14 protein-coding genes are annotated in these 13,983 nt (G+C 62.9%); 13 read left to right on the top strand and 1 reads right to left on the bottom strand.

Annotation, left to right across the window (positions count from 1 at the left end):
- The first annotated feature begins 354 nt into the window (after positions 1 to 354).
- Together AACY13_RS07900 and AACY13_RS07895 are read left to right on the top strand one after the other, a co-directional pair.
- Positions 355 to 1,161 carry an alpha/beta fold hydrolase gene (locus AACY13_RS07900; protein ID WP_339460564.1) on the top strand — a complete coding sequence of 269 codons (807 nt, stop codon included), beginning with the start codon at positions 355 to 357 and terminating at the stop codon, positions 1,159 to 1,161.
- A 123-nt stretch (positions 1,162 to 1,284) separates the two neighbouring features.
- A complete protein-coding gene (locus AACY13_RS07895; RefSeq protein WP_339460563.1) occupies positions 1,285 to 1,617 on the top strand; it encodes a YegP family protein in 333 nt (110 codons plus the stop codon).
- Positions 1,618 to 1,836: 219 nt separating this feature from the next.
- Here AACY13_RS07895 and AACY13_RS07890 read toward each other — a convergent pair whose 3' ends face one another.
- Positions 1,837 to 2,520, bottom strand: a complete 684-nt coding sequence (locus tag AACY13_RS07890) for an alpha/beta family hydrolase (RefSeq protein ID WP_339460561.1) — start codon at positions 2,518 to 2,520, stop codon at positions 1,837 to 1,839.
- A gap of 106 nt (positions 2,521 to 2,626) precedes the next feature.
- Between AACY13_RS07890 and ccoN (AACY13_RS07885) the strand changes: the two genes are divergently transcribed.
- From ccoN (AACY13_RS07885) to AACY13_RS07835, 11 genes are all read left to right on the top strand, one after another.
- Entirely contained in the window at positions 2,627 to 4,078 is a 1,452-nt protein-coding gene (gene ccoN, locus AACY13_RS07885; RefSeq protein WP_339460560.1) for a cytochrome-c oxidase, cbb3-type subunit I, read from the top strand.
- On the top strand, positions 4,078 to 4,686 hold the full coding sequence (gene ccoO, locus AACY13_RS07880) for a cytochrome-c oxidase, cbb3-type subunit II (protein ID WP_339460559.1): 609 nt from the start codon (positions 4,078 to 4,080) through the stop codon (positions 4,684 to 4,686). The genes ccoN (AACY13_RS07885) and ccoO (AACY13_RS07880) overlap by 1 nt, the downstream gene beginning before the upstream one ends.
- Positions 4,687 to 4,690: 4 nt before the next feature.
- A complete protein-coding gene (locus AACY13_RS07875; protein WP_339460557.1) occupies positions 4,691 to 4,876 on the top strand; it encodes a cbb3-type cytochrome oxidase subunit 3 in 186 nt (61 codons plus the stop codon).
- A complete protein-coding gene (gene ccoP / locus AACY13_RS07870) occupies positions 4,873 to 5,799 on the top strand; it encodes a cytochrome-c oxidase, cbb3-type subunit III (RefSeq protein WP_339460556.1) in 927 nt (308 codons plus the stop codon). The genes AACY13_RS07875 and ccoP (AACY13_RS07870) overlap by 4 nt, the downstream gene beginning before the upstream one ends.
- 406 nt (positions 5,800 to 6,205) lie before the next feature.
- Complete coding sequence (gene ccoN, locus AACY13_RS07865) at positions 6,206 to 7,648, top strand: cytochrome-c oxidase, cbb3-type subunit I (RefSeq protein ID WP_339460555.1); 1,443 nt, start codon at positions 6,206 to 6,208, stop codon at positions 7,646 to 7,648.
- On the top strand, positions 7,648 to 8,256 hold the full coding sequence (ccoO, locus tag AACY13_RS07860; RefSeq protein WP_090256144.1) for a cytochrome-c oxidase, cbb3-type subunit II: 609 nt from the start codon (positions 7,648 to 7,650) through the stop codon (positions 8,254 to 8,256). Before ccoN (AACY13_RS07865) ends, ccoO (AACY13_RS07860) begins: the two co-directional genes overlap by 1 nt.
- 7 nt (positions 8,257 to 8,263) lie before the next feature.
- Positions 8,264 to 8,449: a cbb3-type cytochrome oxidase subunit 3 gene (locus tag AACY13_RS07855; RefSeq protein WP_339460552.1), complete on the top strand. Its 186-nt coding sequence runs from the start codon at positions 8,264 to 8,266 to the stop codon at positions 8,447 to 8,449.
- Positions 8,446 to 9,432, top strand: coding sequence for a cytochrome-c oxidase, cbb3-type subunit III (ccoP, locus tag AACY13_RS07850; RefSeq protein WP_339460550.1), 987 nt, complete (start codon positions 8,446 to 8,448; stop codon positions 9,430 to 9,432). Before AACY13_RS07855 ends, ccoP (AACY13_RS07850) begins: the two co-directional genes overlap by 4 nt.
- Positions 9,433 to 9,621: 189 nt before the next feature.
- Positions 9,622 to 11,034: a cytochrome c oxidase accessory protein CcoG gene (gene ccoG, locus AACY13_RS07845; RefSeq protein WP_339460548.1), complete on the top strand. Its 1,413-nt coding sequence runs from the start codon at positions 9,622 to 9,624 to the stop codon at positions 11,032 to 11,034.
- A 12-nt stretch (positions 11,035 to 11,046) separates the two neighbouring features.
- Positions 11,047 to 11,559: a FixH family protein gene (locus AACY13_RS07840; RefSeq protein WP_339460547.1), complete on the top strand. Its 513-nt coding sequence runs from the start codon at positions 11,047 to 11,049 to the stop codon at positions 11,557 to 11,559.
- 8 nt (positions 11,560 to 11,567) lie between these two features.
- Positions 11,568 to 13,967: a heavy metal translocating P-type ATPase gene (locus AACY13_RS07835; RefSeq protein ID WP_339460545.1), complete on the top strand. Its 2,400-nt coding sequence runs from the start codon at positions 11,568 to 11,570 to the stop codon at positions 13,965 to 13,967.
- Positions 13,968 to 13,983: the final 16 nt, after the last annotated feature.

Raw genomic sequence — 13,983 nt, 5'->3', positions numbered from 1 at the left:
AGCCGCCGAGATAAAGGCCCTAACCGCCATGCGCTGTGGGAGGGGCTTTAGCAGGCTGTTGATAACTACCTGCGTGGCCGATGCGTCATTAAAAACAAGCTCAAAATGCTCATATACAGCTCGTACACTCCGCTTTTTCGCCTGTTTTTGCCTAGCCTCGGCTGCCTCGCCTACGTTTTTCAACGGCCTGTTAGCCGCGCGGGTTACGCAAGGTCGCGCCGACTGCGACGCCCTCGTCGCCCTAAAGCGCCTCCCACAGGTTTTATCTGTGCGTGACCTGGCCGATGCTTGGTCAACGAGCCTGCACCCGCCTATGCTGAAAAAGTAATAGCCAACACCCCGCAGGAGCCCGGCATGGCCCAGCCCATCCCCTTTTTTCGCGAAGCCGGCAACGGCCCTGGCGTGGTCTGCCTGCACGCCAATGCCAACACATCGAGTCAGTGGCGCGGCCTGATGGACTGCCTGGCCCCGCGCTTTCGCGTATTGGCCCCCGACCTGTATGGCAGCGGGCAGAGCCCGGACTGGCCCTCCAGGGAAGTGATCAGCCTGAATGACGAAGCCGCCCTGATCGAGCCCGTGCTGGCCAGTGCCGGCGCACCACTGACGCTGGTCGGGCATTCCTACGGGGCGGCCCTGGCCCTGATCGTGGCCCTGGCCAATCCGGGCCGCGTCGCCGCCCTGGTGCTCTATGAACCCACCCTGTTCGCCTTGCTGGACGCCGAACGCGCGCCGCCGAACGAGGCGGACGGTATTCGCGGCGCGGTGGCGGCCGCCAGCGCGGCCCTCGATCAAGACCTAACGGATAGCGCCGCCCGACACTTTATCGATTACTGGATGGCTCCCGGTAGCTGGGCGATGACGCCCGAGTCGCGCAAACCGGCCATTGCCGCCGCTGTCGGCAATGTACGTCGCTGGGCTCATGCGCTTATGAACGAGCCGACCCCGCTGGCGGCGCTACGCACCCTGGATATCCCGGTGCTGTTGATGCTGGGCAAGCGCTCCACCGTCTCGGCTCACGGAGTCGCGCGTCTGCTCCTGGGTGCACTGCCGCGGGTCGAACCACTGGCGTTCGACGAACTTGGGCATATGGGCCCGGTAACCCACCCGGCTCAGGTCAATCAGGCCATCGCGAAATTTCTCGAACGCCTGCGCAGCGGCTGACAGAACGCGCAGCTGAACACCCCGCCTCGCCCGACAAAATTCCAGACAGCGTCTACGCTTGCCTGGGTGGGGCGGCCAGTGCATGGCAACCCACGCTTCCCTGAATAGACAAGGAGCATGGATATGTCGGGTTGGTTCGAGCTGGGCAAAAGCAGTGATGGACAGTTTCGCTTTGTACTCAAGGCCGGTAATGCCGAAACCATTCTGACCAGTGAGCTGTACAAGAGTCGGGCCGCGGCGGAAAACGGCATCGCCTCGGTACAGAGCAATTGCGCGCTGGACGAACGCTACGAGCGCAAGACGTCGACAAACGGCAAACCCTACTTCAACTTGAAAGCGGCCAATCACCAGGTCATCGGCAGCAGTCAGATGTACGCCTCCGAAGCCTCGCGCGATAACGGTATCGGCAGCGTCAAGAACAACGGGGCCAGCAGCACCATCAAGGACAACTGCTGAGACGGGCCAGGGAAGGCACGTAGGGTGCGCCGTGCGCACCAAAAATACGTGGGGTAACAGGTGCACGCCTGGGCCCCGCGGTTTAGTTGGTGCGCGCAGCGCACCCTACCGATCACATGCACGCCTCACCGGCGCGGCATGATCAACGGTCTCCACCCTGAACCCTCTCCCCGAACTGATCGGCCTGATCCTTACAGTCTTACGACAAGCCCTGCTGCTTTAACCGCCGGTTAAAAAGGCCGCGATTTCGTCGGCGGCGCTCTGCAGGTGCTGCGCCTGGCTGAAACCTGAGCTTTTCAGGGGTTTCAGGTCGTGGTCCGCCGCCGTCAGCCAGTGCAGCCTGATGGCCGCAGACAGGGGGTAAGCCGCCACGGTCGCGCGGTTGCCCAGGGCATCGCGTTCGCCCTGGAGGATCAGCGTCCGGGTGCGCAGCTCGGCCAGGTGTGCGATGCGCGGTTTTTCCGGCTTGCCCACGGCATAGAAGGGATACCCCAGGCACACCAAGGCATCGGCCCCCAGTTCATCGGCCAGCAGACTGGCCATACGCCCGCCCATCGACTTACCGCCAATGGCCAATGGCCCTGCGACCCGTTGGCGCACCTTGCTATAGACCTCACGCCATTGCTGCAGCAGTTGCGACTGCGGGTTGGGCGGGCGTTTCTTGCCGTCCAGGCGGCGTGTGGCCATATAGGCGAACTCGAAGCGCAGCACCGCAATACCACGGACGGCAAGGCTTTGCGCCATGTTCTGCATGAACTCGCTGTCCATCGGCGCGCCTGCGCCGTGGGCCAGAATCAGGGTGGCGCGGACCTCGCCAGGGGGGCTGTCCCATAGCCACGCTTCATCGCCTTGCGGTCGCGCGTATTGATCCCCGTCAATACCGGCACTTTGCCCTTTGCTCATGCTTGCCTCGCTTAAAGAATCTGCCGGACTGCGGCGCTGATGGTACAGGCGCGCAGCCAATGATTTTCGATGATCGGCCTATAACCTGGATGGAAGCCCCCCTGAAATGAACATAACCAGGAACACAACCAGCAGTTCCGCCTACAACTACAAGGTGGTCCGTCAATTCGCCATCATGACAGTGGTGTGGGGCATAGTCGGCATGGCCGTTGGCGTATTAATCGCCGCTCAACTGGCCTGGCCCGCGCTCAACTTCGACCTGCCATGGACGAGCTTCGGCCGCCTGCGCCCGTTGCACACCAATGCGGTGATTTTCGCCTTCGGTGGCTGCGCACTGTTTGCCACCAGCTACTACGCGGTGCAACGCACCTCCCAGGCCACCCTGTTTGCACCCAAACTGGCGGCCTTCACCTTCTGGGGTTGGCAGGCCGTGATCCTGCTGGCGGCCATCAGCCTGCCCATGGGCTGGACCAGTTCGAAGGAATACGCCGAGCTGGAATGGCCGATCGATATCCTGATCACCGTGGTCTGGGTCAGCTACGCCATCGTGTTCTTCGGCACGATCATGAAGCGCAAGGTCAGCCATATCTATGTGGGTAACTGGTTCTTCGGTGGCTTTATCCTCACCGTGGCCATCCTCCACCTGGTCAACAACATGGCCATTCCGGTGACCTTTACCAAGTCCTACTCGGCCTATGCCGGGGCGACTGACGCGATGATCCAGTGGTGGTACGGGCACAACGCGGTGGGCTTCTTCCTCACCGCCGGTTTCCTGGGGATGATGTACTACTTCGTGCCCAAGCAGGCCGAGCGTCCGGTGTATTCCTATCGCCTGTCGATCGTGCACTTCTGGGCGCTGATCGCCGTGTATATCTGGGCCGGCCCGCACCACCTGCACTACACCGCGCTGCCGGACTGGGCGCAGAGCCTGGGCATGGTGATGTCGCTGATCCTGCTGGCACCAAGCTGGGGCGGCATGATCAACGGCATGATGACCCTGTCGGGGGCCTGGCATAAGCTGCGCACCGACCCGATCCTGCGTTTCCTGGTCGTCTCCCTGGCGTTCTACGGCATGTCGACCTTCGAAGGTCCGATGATGGCGATCAAGACCGTCAACGCCCTGTCCCACTACACCGACTGGACCATCGGCCACGTCCATGCCGGTGCCCTCGGCTGGGTCGCCATGGTCTCCATCGGCTCGCTCTACCACCTGATTCCCCGGGTGTTCGGCCGTGCCGAGATGCACAGCATCGGCCTGATCAACGTGCACTTCTGGCTGGCCACCATCGGCACCGTGCTCTATATCGCCTCGATGTGGGTCAACGGTATCGCCCAGGGCCTGATGTGGCGTGCGGTCAACGAAGACGGCACCCTCACCTACTCCTTTGTCGAAGCCCTGGAAGCCAGCCACCCCGGCTTTGTCGTTCGCCTGCTTGGCGGCGCGATCTTCTTCAGCGGCATGCTGGTGATGGCCTGGAACGTCTGGCAGACCGTGCGTCATACCAAGGCGGCAGAGCTGGAAGCCGCTGCGCAGTTTTCGCTTGAGGGAGCCCACTGATGAGACACGAACTACTCGAAAAGAATATCGGCCTGATGGCCCTGCTGATGGTCCTGGCCGTGAGCGTCGGCGGCCTGACCCAGATCGTCCCGCTGTTCTTTCAGGATGTCACCAATGAACCGGTGGCCGGCCTCAAGCCCTACACCGCGCTGCAACTGGAAGGCCGCGACATCTACATCAGGGAAGGCTGTGTCGGTTGCCATTCGCAGATGATCCGTCCGTTCCGCGCCGAGACCGAGCGTTATGGTCACTACTCGGTAGCCGGCGAAAGCGTCTATGACCACCCCTTCCTCTGGGGCTCCAAGCGTACCGGTCCGGATTTGGCCCGGGTTGGCGGCCGCTACTCGGACGAGTGGCACCGCGCCCACCTGTACAACCCGCGCAACGTGGTGCCCGAGTCGAAGATGCCGTCCTACCCCTGGCTGGTGGAAAACACCCTGGATGGCCAGGACACCGCGGCCAAAATGAAGGCCCTGCGCACCGTCGGCGTGCCCTACAGCGATGAAGACATCGTTGCGGCAGGCGAGGCGGTCAAGGGCAAGAGCGAGATGGACGCCATGGTCGCCTACCTGCAGGTGCTCGGCACCGCCGTGAAGAACAAGAGGTAGCGCCATGTCATTCGAACTTATTGAGATCGGCACTCTGCGCGGCATCGGCACGGCACTGGTTCTGCTGTCCTTTGTCTGCGTCACCCTGTGGGCCTACAGCGGCAAGCGCCGCACGGCGTTCGATGAGGCCGCCCGACTGCCCTTTGCCGATGAACCCAAGCTGGCTGCACCGAGGAGCAAGACCCCATGAGCACTTTCTGGAGCTGGTACATCACAGTGCTGACTGTCGGCACCCTGCTCGCCCTGTTCTGGCTGATTTTCGCCACCCGCAAGGGCGAAACCCACAAGAGCGAAACCGAGCAGACCATGGGCCATGCCTTCGACGGCATCGAGGAGTACGACAACCCGCTGCCCAAGTGGTGGTTTATGTTGTTTCTCGGCACCCTGATTTTCTCCATCGGCTACCTGGCCCTGTACCCGGGCCTGGGCAACTTCAAGGGTCTGTTGCCGGGCTATGCAGACGGCTGGACCCAGGTCGCCCAGTGGCAGCGCGAAGTGGACAAGGCCGACGAGCTGTATGGGCCGATCTTCGCCAAATACGCAGCCATGCCCCTGGAGGAAGTGGCCAATGACCCGCAGGCACTGAAAATGGGCGGCCGCCTGTTCGCCACCTACTGCTCGGTTTGCCACGGCTCGGATGCCAAGGGCGCAGTGGGCTTCCCCAACCTGGCCGACCAGCACTGGCGCTGGGGCGGCGAGCCTGCTGCGATCAAGACCAGCATCCTCAATGGCCGAATTGGCGCGATGCCGGCCTGGGTCGCGGTAATTGGTGAAGATGGCGTGCAACAGGTCGCCGCCTATGTGCGCAACGGCCTCGCCGGTCTACCGCTGCCAGCCGACAAGAGCGTCGATCTGGAACCAGGCGCGGCCATCTATGCCGCCAACTGCCTGGCGTGCCACGGTGCCGAAGGCAAAGGCATGGCCCTGCTCGGCGCACCGGACCTGACCAGCCCGGCGGGCTGGATCTACGGCAGCAGCCTGACCCAGTTGCAGCAGACCATCCGCCACGGCCGCAACGGCCAGATGCCGGCCCAGGAACAGTATCTGGGCAACGACAAGGTGCACCTGCTGGCCGCCTATGTGCTGAGCCTGAGCCAGGGCAAAGCGCCGTAACAGCCTCCTGCAGGTGCGGGCCACCCCCGCATCTGCAGCAGCTCGGCACAAGCAGGCCACAGCGATACTCCCGCAGCAGCCCTCCTCCCCGCCCGGCCCAGCCGGCGATCTCATGCGACCCAAGGTCGCACCCCGACAAGCCCCTGCGTGCACACTGCGTGACATGGGCTAATCTTGTCGCCAGTCGCCATCTGTCATAACTCCAAGGCGATTCCCATCTTTAGCGCGTGACCGATAAGGCCGCTTTTTGCTTGCGGCATTGCTCTGCAGAACGCCATTTGCACCCTTGCCAATGGCCCTGAAAGCCCTATCGCGCCGGCTTGTGTCGTTGCAATGAGAAACTGCTTTCTCCATACTTGCCGCCGATTTTTGCCCCCTAGAAACTCCATTAACCGTGGAACCCATAATGAGCACAGCAATCAGTCCGACTGCTTATAACTACAAGGTGGTTCGCCAATTCGCCGTGATGACGGTGATTTGGGGAGTCATTGGCATGTCCTTGGGTGTTTTCATCGCCGCACAGCTGGTGTGGCCCGAACTCAACCTGGGTCTGGAATGGACGAGCTTCGGCCGTCTGCGCCCCCTGCACACCAACGCGGTGATCTTCGCTTTCGGCGGCTGCGCGCTGATGGCAACCTCGTTCTATGTGGTGCAACGCACCAGCCAGGCACGCCTGATCTCCGACGGGCTGGCGGCATTCGTGTTCTGGGGTTGGCAAGCCGTGATCGTCGCCGCAGTGATCACCCTGCCAATGGGTTTCACCGGTTCCAAGGAATACGCCGAACTCGAGTGGCCGATCGATATCCTTCTGGGCATCGTCTGGGTCGCCTATGCGGTGGTGTTCTTCGGCACTATCGTCAAGCGCCAGACCAAGCACATCTATGTCGGTAACTGGTTCTACGGTGCCTTTATCCTGGTCACCGCGATGCTGCACATCGTCAACAGCGCCGCCATGCCGGTCAGCCTGTTCAAGTCGTACTCCATGTACGCCGGGGCGACCGATGCGATGATCCAGTGGTGGTACGGCCACAACGCCGTGGGCTTCTTCCTGACCACCGGCTTCCTGGGCATGATGTACTACTTCGTGCCCAAGCAGGCCGAGCGTCCGATCTACTCCTACCGCCTGTCCATCGTCCACTTCTGGGCGCTGATCACCCTGTATATCTGGGCCGGCCCGCACCACCTGCACTACACCGCACTGCCGGATTGGGCCCAGTCCCTCGGCATGGCGATGTCGATCATCCTCCTGGCTCCGAGCTGGGGCGGCATGATCAACGGCATGATGAGCCTGTCCGGTGCCTGGCATAAGCTGCGCACCGACCCAATCCTGCGCTTTTTGGTGGTGTCCCTGGCGTTCTACGGCATGTCGACCTTCGAAGGTCCGATGATGGCGATCAAGACCGTCAACGCGCTGTCCCACTACACCGACTGGACCATCGGCCACGTGCACGCCGGTGCCCTCGGCTGGGTGGCGATGATCTCCATCGGCGCGCTCTACCACCTGATTCCGAAGGTGTTCGGTCGTCCGCAGATGCACAGCATCGGCCTGATCAACGCGCACTTCTGGCTGGCCACCATCGGCACCGTGCTCTATATCGCCTCGATGTGGGTCAACGGCATCACCCAGGGCCTGATGTGGCGTGCGGTCAACGAAGACGGCACCCTCACCTACTCCTTCGTCGAAGCCCTGGAAGCCAGCCACCCCGGCTTCGTGGTGCGCATGATCGGCGGTATGTTCTTCGTCGCCGGCATGCTGCTGATGGCTTACAACACCTACCGCACCGTGCGTGCCGCCAAAGCTTCTGAATACGAAGCAGCTGCACAGATTCCTGCCGGAGTAGCGCACTGATGAAACACGAAATCATCGAGAAGAATATCGGCCTGATGGCGCTGCTGATGGTTCTGGCCGTCAGCATCGGCGGTCTGACCCAGATCGTTCCACTGTTTTTCCAGGACGTCACCAATGAGCCGGTGGAAGGCCTCAAGCCTTACACCGCGCTGCAACTGGAAGGCCGCGACGTGTATATCGCCAACGGCTGTGTCGGCTGCCATTCGCAGATGATCCGCCCGTTCCGTGCCGAAACCGAACGCTACGGCCACTACTCGGTCGCTGGCGAAAGCGTCTGGGATCACCCCTTCCTGTGGGGCTCCAAGCGTACCGGTCCGGACCTGGCCCGCGTCGGCGGCCGCTACTCGGACGAGTGGCAGCGCGCTCACCTGTACAACCCGCGCAATGTGGTACCGGAATCGAAGATGCCGGCCTACCCCTGGCTGGTCGAGCACAAGCTCGACGGCAAGGACACCGCGAAGAAGATGGAAGTCATGCGCGGCTTTGGCATCCCCTACACCGATGAAGACATCGCTGGGGCCAAAGACGCGGTGAAAGGCAAGACCGAAATGGACGCACTGGTCGCGTACCTGCAGGTTCTCGGCACTTCCATCAAGAACAAACGGTAACGCACAAATGGATATCGGGACTATTCGCGGCCTAGGCACAGCCATCGTCTTCATCGCCTTTATCGGCGTGGTGCTCTGGGCCTACAGCAGCAAGCGCAAATCGAGCTTCGACGAGGCCGCCAACCTGCCCTTCGCCGATGATCCCAAACCCCAAGAGCGTGACGCGCAATCTTCCAGGAGCACTAACCAATGACCACGTTCTGGAGTTGGTACGTAACAATTCTGTCCCTAGGCACCATCTTCGCCCTGACCTGGCTGATCTTCGGCACCCGCAGGGGGCAGCGCCAGGAAACCACCGAGGAAACCGTTGGCCACGAGTTTGACGGCATCGAGGAATACGACAATCCGCTGCCCAAGTGGTGGTTTATGCTGTTCATCGCCACCATCATCTTCGCCCTCGGCTACCTGGTGCTCTACCCGGGCCTGGGTAACTGGAAAGGCTTGCTGCCGGGCTACCAGTACCTCGACAACGAGGCCAAGACGCCTTTCGCCACCGACATCCAGATCAGTGACGGCGTGCGCAATGCCGGCTGGACCGGCGTGCACCAGTGGGAAAAGGAAATGGCCAAGGCCGACGCCCAGTACGGGCCGATCTTCGCCAAATATGCCGCCATGCCCATCGAGCAAGTGGCCCAGGACGAGCAAGCGCTGAAAATGGGCGGCCGCCTGTTTGCTTCCAACTGCTCGGTCTGCCACGGCTCCGATGCCAAGGGTGCCTACGGCTTCCCCAACCTGACCGACAACGACTGGCTGTATGGCGGCGCGGCGGAAACCATCAAGACCACCATCATGGCCGGTCGCCAGGGGATGATGCCGGCGCAACTGGATGCACTGGGTGAGGAAGGCATTCGCAACGTGGCGGGTTACGTGCGCAGCCTCTCCGGCCTGAAAAATCCGGAAGCTATCGAGGTTGACCTTGCTGCAGGTCAAGACATCTTCGCCACCACTTGTGCAGTCTGTCATGGTGCTGACGCCAAGGGCCAACAGGCCATGGGCGCGCCGAACCTGACCGATCGGATCTGGCTCTACGGGTCCAGCTTCGCCCAGGTGCAACAAACTTTGCGCTATGGCCGCAACGGCAAGATGCCTGCCCAGGAAGACTTCCTCGGCAACGACAAGGTGCATCTGCTGGCGGCTTACGTGTACAGCCTGTCCCAGGAAAAGCTCGAGAAGTGATTCTGCGCAGGCCTGTCGAACCCGGGCGTCCCTAGCGGGACGCTTTCGAGTCCGCCAGGAGCCCTGCAGGCGCGACCTCCGGTCGCAGCGGATCAGGCAATGTCAGGCGTACCATAGCGCAAGAGCCCGTATGACCCCGATCGGCACGTATCGACCGGGGCAGCCAATCAACCGCCGTGGTACGAACTGATGAGCGCACAGATTCCAGTCAAAGACGTCACCCCTGCCCCGGCCAAGGTCGAAACCGTCGACCTGTATGCCAACCGCGAAAAAATCTACACCCGCTCCTTCACCGGTATTTTCCGCAACCTGCGGATGCTCGGTGGCGCAGCCCTGTTTCTGCTGTACTTCGGCACCGTGTGGTTGAACTGGAATGGTCGCCAGGCCGTCTGGTGGAACCTGCCGGAGCGCAAGTTCTATATCTTCGGCTCCACCTACTGGCCCCAGGACTTCGTCCTGCTCTCGGCGCTGCTGATCATCGCCGCCTTTGGCCTGTTCTTTATCACCGTGTTCGCCGGTCGCGTGTGGTGCGGTTACACCTGTCCGCAGAGTGTGTTCACCTGGGTGTTCATGTGGGCGGAAAAGGTCACCGAGGGTGATCGCAACCAGCGCATGAAGCTCGACAAGGCTCCGATGACTGCGCCGAAGTTCCTGCGCAAGCTGGCCAAGCACGGCATCTGGGTCGGCGTCTCGCTGGTCACGGCGATCACCTTTGTCGGCTACTTCACACCGATTCGCGAACTGATCCCGGAGCTTTTCACCCTGCAGGCCAGTGGCTGGGCGCTGTTCTGGGTCGGTTTCTTTACCGTCGCCACCTATGGCAACGCCGGCTATCTGCGCGAGCAGGTGTGCATCTACATGTGCCCCTATGCGCGCTTTCAGAGCGTAATGTTCGACCAGGACACCCTGATCGTCTCCTATGACCCGCGCCGCGGCGAACACCGTGGCCCGCGCAAGCGCGATGCCGACTACAAGGCCCAAGGCCTGGGCGACTGCATCGACTGCAAGATGTGCGTACACGTCTGTCCCACCGGCATCGATATCCGCGACGGCCTGCAGATCGAATGCATCGGCTGCGCTGCATGCATCGACGCCTGCGACAGCATCATGGACAAGATGAACTACCCCAAGGGGCTGATCAGCTACACCACCGAACACAACCTGTCCGGACAGAAGACCCACCTGGTACGGCCACGCCTGATCGGTTACGCCGTGGCCCTGCTGGCGATGTTCTGCGTATTCGCCTGGGCCATCGCCAGCCGTTCGCTGGTGGAACTGGATGTACTCAAGGACCGCGTACTCTACCGGGAGAACGAGGAAGGCCGGATCGAGAACGTCTACACCCTGAAGATCATGAACAAGGCCCAGCACGAGGTCACCTACCTGATCGCAGCCGACGGCCTCGACGGCCTGGTCTACGAAGGCAAGAGCGAGATCACCGCCCTGGCCGGTGAGGTATTGTCGCTGCCGATCGAGCTGTCCATCGACCCGGAAAAGCTGCCCTCGAGCACCAATGAAATCACCTTCCGCCTGCACTCGGCGGATGACCCCAGCATCAAGACCGACGCCGCCAGCCGCTTTATCGGCCCCAGCGTGCGCTGACCCGAGAAGACCATGACCGAACAAACCCCCGACATCATCAAGCCCTGGTACAAGCAATTCTGGCCCTGGTTCCTGATTGGCCTGCTGGCCTACTCGGTGATCCAGGGGCTGACCCTGCTGACCATCGCCACAAAGAATCCGCCGGGGCTGATTTCCGACGACTATTACGATGTCGGCAAGGGCATCAATCAGTCCCTGGAACGGGAAAACCATGCGGTTCGCCTGAAGCTCAGTGCCACCCTGGTGCTCGACGATGAAACCGGGGTGGCCAGCCTGCAGCTGCAGGGCAATAGCCGTCCACAACAGCTGGTACTCAACCTGATCTCGCCAACCCAGCCGGAACGCGACCGTCGGGTGGTCCTGCAACCCCAGGCCGATGGCAGTTACAGCGGACAGATGATCGACGCCGTCGAAGGCCGTCGTTTCGTCGAGCTGATTGGCCAGGAAGGCGGCAAGGACTGGCGTCTGTTCGAAGAGGAAAACGTCGCCAGCGGCAACAGCATCCGCCTCGGGGATGAGCAGTAAGCGCAGCGATGGCCAGCCCAACCCCCTGCTACCACTGTGGCCTGCCGGTGCCTGCCGGCAGTCGCTTCCAGGCCGAGATTCTCGGCAGCCGCCGCGAACTGTGCTGCCCCGGCTGCCAGGCGGTGGCCGAGGCCATCGTCAGCGGCGGCCTGGAGCACTACTACAAGCACCGCAGCGAAAGCGCCGCCAACCCGCACAGCCTGCCCCAAGCCCTGCCCGATGAGCTGGCGCTGTATGACCGCCGCGACGTGCAGCAGCCCTTTGTCGAGCATGACGGCGAGCTCAGCGAAACCTGCCTGCTGATCGAAGGCATCAGCTGCGCGGCCTGCGGCTGGCTGATCGAAAAACACCTGCGCGAGCTGCCCGGCGTCAACGAGGCGCACCTCAACCTGTCCAACCACCGCCTGCAGGTGCGCTGGGCCGATAGCCAGTTGCCGCTCAGCAGCCTGCTCAAGGCCCTGCGCAAGATCGGCTACGCCGCTCATCCCTGGCAGGCCGACGCCGCCGCCGAGCAGCTGCAGCGGGAAAACCGCCGGGCCATGCGCGAGTTGGGTGTGGCCGGCATGCTGTGGATGCAGGTGATGATGGCGACCATGGCCACCTGGCCGGAATTCAATATCGACCTGTCTGCCGAGTTGGACCAGATCCTGCGCTGGGTCAGCCTGTTTCTCACCACCCCCATCGTCTTCTACTGCTGCGGCCAGTTCTTCCGTGGCGCGCTGCGCGACCTGCGCACCCGCCACCTGACCATGGACGTATCGGTGTCCCTGGCCATCGGTGGCGCTTACGTCGCCGGCATCTGGTCGACCATCACCGGCCAGGGCGAACTGTATTTCGATGCCGTGGGCATGTTTGCCCTGTTCCTGCTGGCCGGCCGCTACCTGGAACGCCGCGCCCGCGAGCGTACGGCAGCCGCCACCGCGCAGCTGGTCAAACTGCTGCCAGCCTCCTGTCTGCGCCTGGAGGCCGACGGCCGGAGCCTGCGCATTCTGCTCAGCGAACTGCGCGTCGGTGACCAGGTGCTGGTGCCGCCCGGTGCCCTGTTGCCGGCAGACGGCCGCATTGTTCAGGGCCAGTCGAGCATCGATGAATCGCTGCTGACCGGCGAGTACCTGCCGCAGCCGCGTAAGGTCGGTGATGCCGTCACCGCAGGCACCCTGAATGTCGAAGGACCATTGAGCGTCGAAGTGCAGGCCCTGGGCGACGCAACGCGGTTGTCGGCCATCGTCCGCCTGCTGGAACGGGCGCAGAGCGACAAGCCGCGCCTGGCGGTGTTGGCCGACCGGGTGGCGCAATGGTTCCTGCTGATCGTCCTGGTGGTCGCCGCCGTGGTCGGCCTGGTCTGGTGGCAGCTCGACCCCTCGCGCGCCTTCTGGGTGGTGCTGGCCCTGCTGGTCGCCACCTGCCCCTGCGCCCTGGCCCTGGCCACCCCCACGGCGCTGACCGCCGCCACCGGTTCCCTGCACAAGCTCGGCCTGCTGCTGACCCGTGGCCATGTGCTGGAAGGCCTCAAGCAGATCGACACACTGGTTCTCGACAAGACTGGCACCCTCACCGAAGGTCGCCTGACCCTGAGCGCCATCCACCCCCTCGGCGCACTGGACAGCGATGCCTGCCTGGCCCTGGCCGCGGCTCTGGAAAATCGCTCCGAACACCCGATTGCCCGGGCCTTTGGCCAGGCCAGCGCGGCGGCCGACGAGGTCGACAGCCACCCGGGCCTGGGCCTGCAAGGGCGGGTTGGCAAGCGTTTGCTGCGTATCGGCCAGGCGGATTTCGTCTGCGCATTGAGTGGCCAGGCCACCCCGGCGATCAGTGGCGAGCACGGCCAATGGCTGCTGCTGGGGGACGAGCAGGGCCCGCTGGCCTGGTTCGTGCTGGATGACCGCCTGCGCGAAGATGCGCCGCAACTGATCGCCGCGGCCAAGGCTCGGCATTGGCGAATCATGCTGCTGTCCGGCGACAGCTCGCCGATGGTCGGCGAAGTGGCGCGCCAGCTGGGCATCGAGGACGCCCGCGGCGGCCTGACCCCGGATGCCAAGCTGGCGGTGCTCAGGCAACTGCATGCAGAGGGCCGGCGGGTACTGATGCTGGGCGACGGAGTCAACGATGTGCCGGTGCTGGCCGCTGCCGATATCAGCGTGGCCATGGGCAGCGCCACCGACCTGGCCAAGACCAGCGCCGATGCGGTACTGCTGTCCAACCGCCTGAGCAGCCTGGTGCAGGCGCTACACATGGCGCAACGCACCCGCCGCATCATCATCGAGAACCTGACCTGGGCCAGCCTGTACAATGGCCTGGTGCTGCCCTTCGCCGCCATGGGCTGGATCACCCCGATCTGGGCCGCGCTGGGCATGTCAGTCAGCTCATTGCTGGTAGTGTTGAATGCCTTGCGGCTCACGCGCCCGTAGGCCGGATCAGGCGTCA

The organism is Pseudomonas sp. EA_105y_Pfl2_R69 (assembly GCF_963970915.1).
Lineage (GTDB): Bacteria > Pseudomonadota > Gammaproteobacteria > Pseudomonadales > Pseudomonadaceae > Aquipseudomonas.
The sequence above is the reverse complement of the archived record's forward strand: the minus strand, read 5'-3'. Positions and strand labels throughout refer to the sequence as shown.

Bases quoted from the DNA above. Each gene is read 5' to 3' on its own strand.
- AACY13_RS07900 (WP_339460564.1), top strand. From the start codon at position 355: ATGGCCCAGCCCATCCCCTTTTTTCGCGAAGCCGGCAACGGCCCTGGC.
- AACY13_RS07895 (WP_339460563.1), top strand. From the start codon at position 1,285: ATGTCGGGTTGGTTCGAGCTGGGCAAAAGCAGTGATGGACAGTTTCGC.
- AACY13_RS07890 (WP_339460561.1), bottom strand. From the start codon at position 2,520: ATGAGCAAAGGGCAAAGTGCCGGTATTGACGGGGATCAATACGCGCGA.
- ccoN (WP_339460560.1), top strand. From the start codon at position 2,627: ATGAACATAACCAGGAACACAACCAGCAGTTCCGCCTACAACTACAAG.
- ccoO (WP_339460559.1), top strand. From the start codon at position 4,078: ATGAGACACGAACTACTCGAAAAGAATATCGGCCTGATGGCCCTGCTG.
- AACY13_RS07875 (WP_339460557.1), top strand. From the start codon at position 4,691: ATGTCATTCGAACTTATTGAGATCGGCACTCTGCGCGGCATCGGCACG.
- ccoP (WP_339460556.1), top strand. From the start codon at position 4,873: ATGAGCACTTTCTGGAGCTGGTACATCACAGTGCTGACTGTCGGCACC.
- ccoN (WP_339460555.1), top strand. From the start codon at position 6,206: ATGAGCACAGCAATCAGTCCGACTGCTTATAACTACAAGGTGGTTCGC.
- ccoO (WP_090256144.1), top strand. From the start codon at position 7,648: ATGAAACACGAAATCATCGAGAAGAATATCGGCCTGATGGCGCTGCTG.
- AACY13_RS07855 (WP_339460552.1), top strand. From the start codon at position 8,264: ATGGATATCGGGACTATTCGCGGCCTAGGCACAGCCATCGTCTTCATC.
- ccoP (WP_339460550.1), top strand. From the start codon at position 8,446: ATGACCACGTTCTGGAGTTGGTACGTAACAATTCTGTCCCTAGGCACC.
- ccoG (WP_339460548.1), top strand. From the start codon at position 9,622: ATGAGCGCACAGATTCCAGTCAAAGACGTCACCCCTGCCCCGGCCAAG.
- AACY13_RS07840 (WP_339460547.1), top strand. From the start codon at position 11,047: ATGACCGAACAAACCCCCGACATCATCAAGCCCTGGTACAAGCAATTC.
- AACY13_RS07835 (WP_339460545.1), top strand. From the start codon at position 11,568: ATGGCCAGCCCAACCCCCTGCTACCACTGTGGCCTGCCGGTGCCTGCC.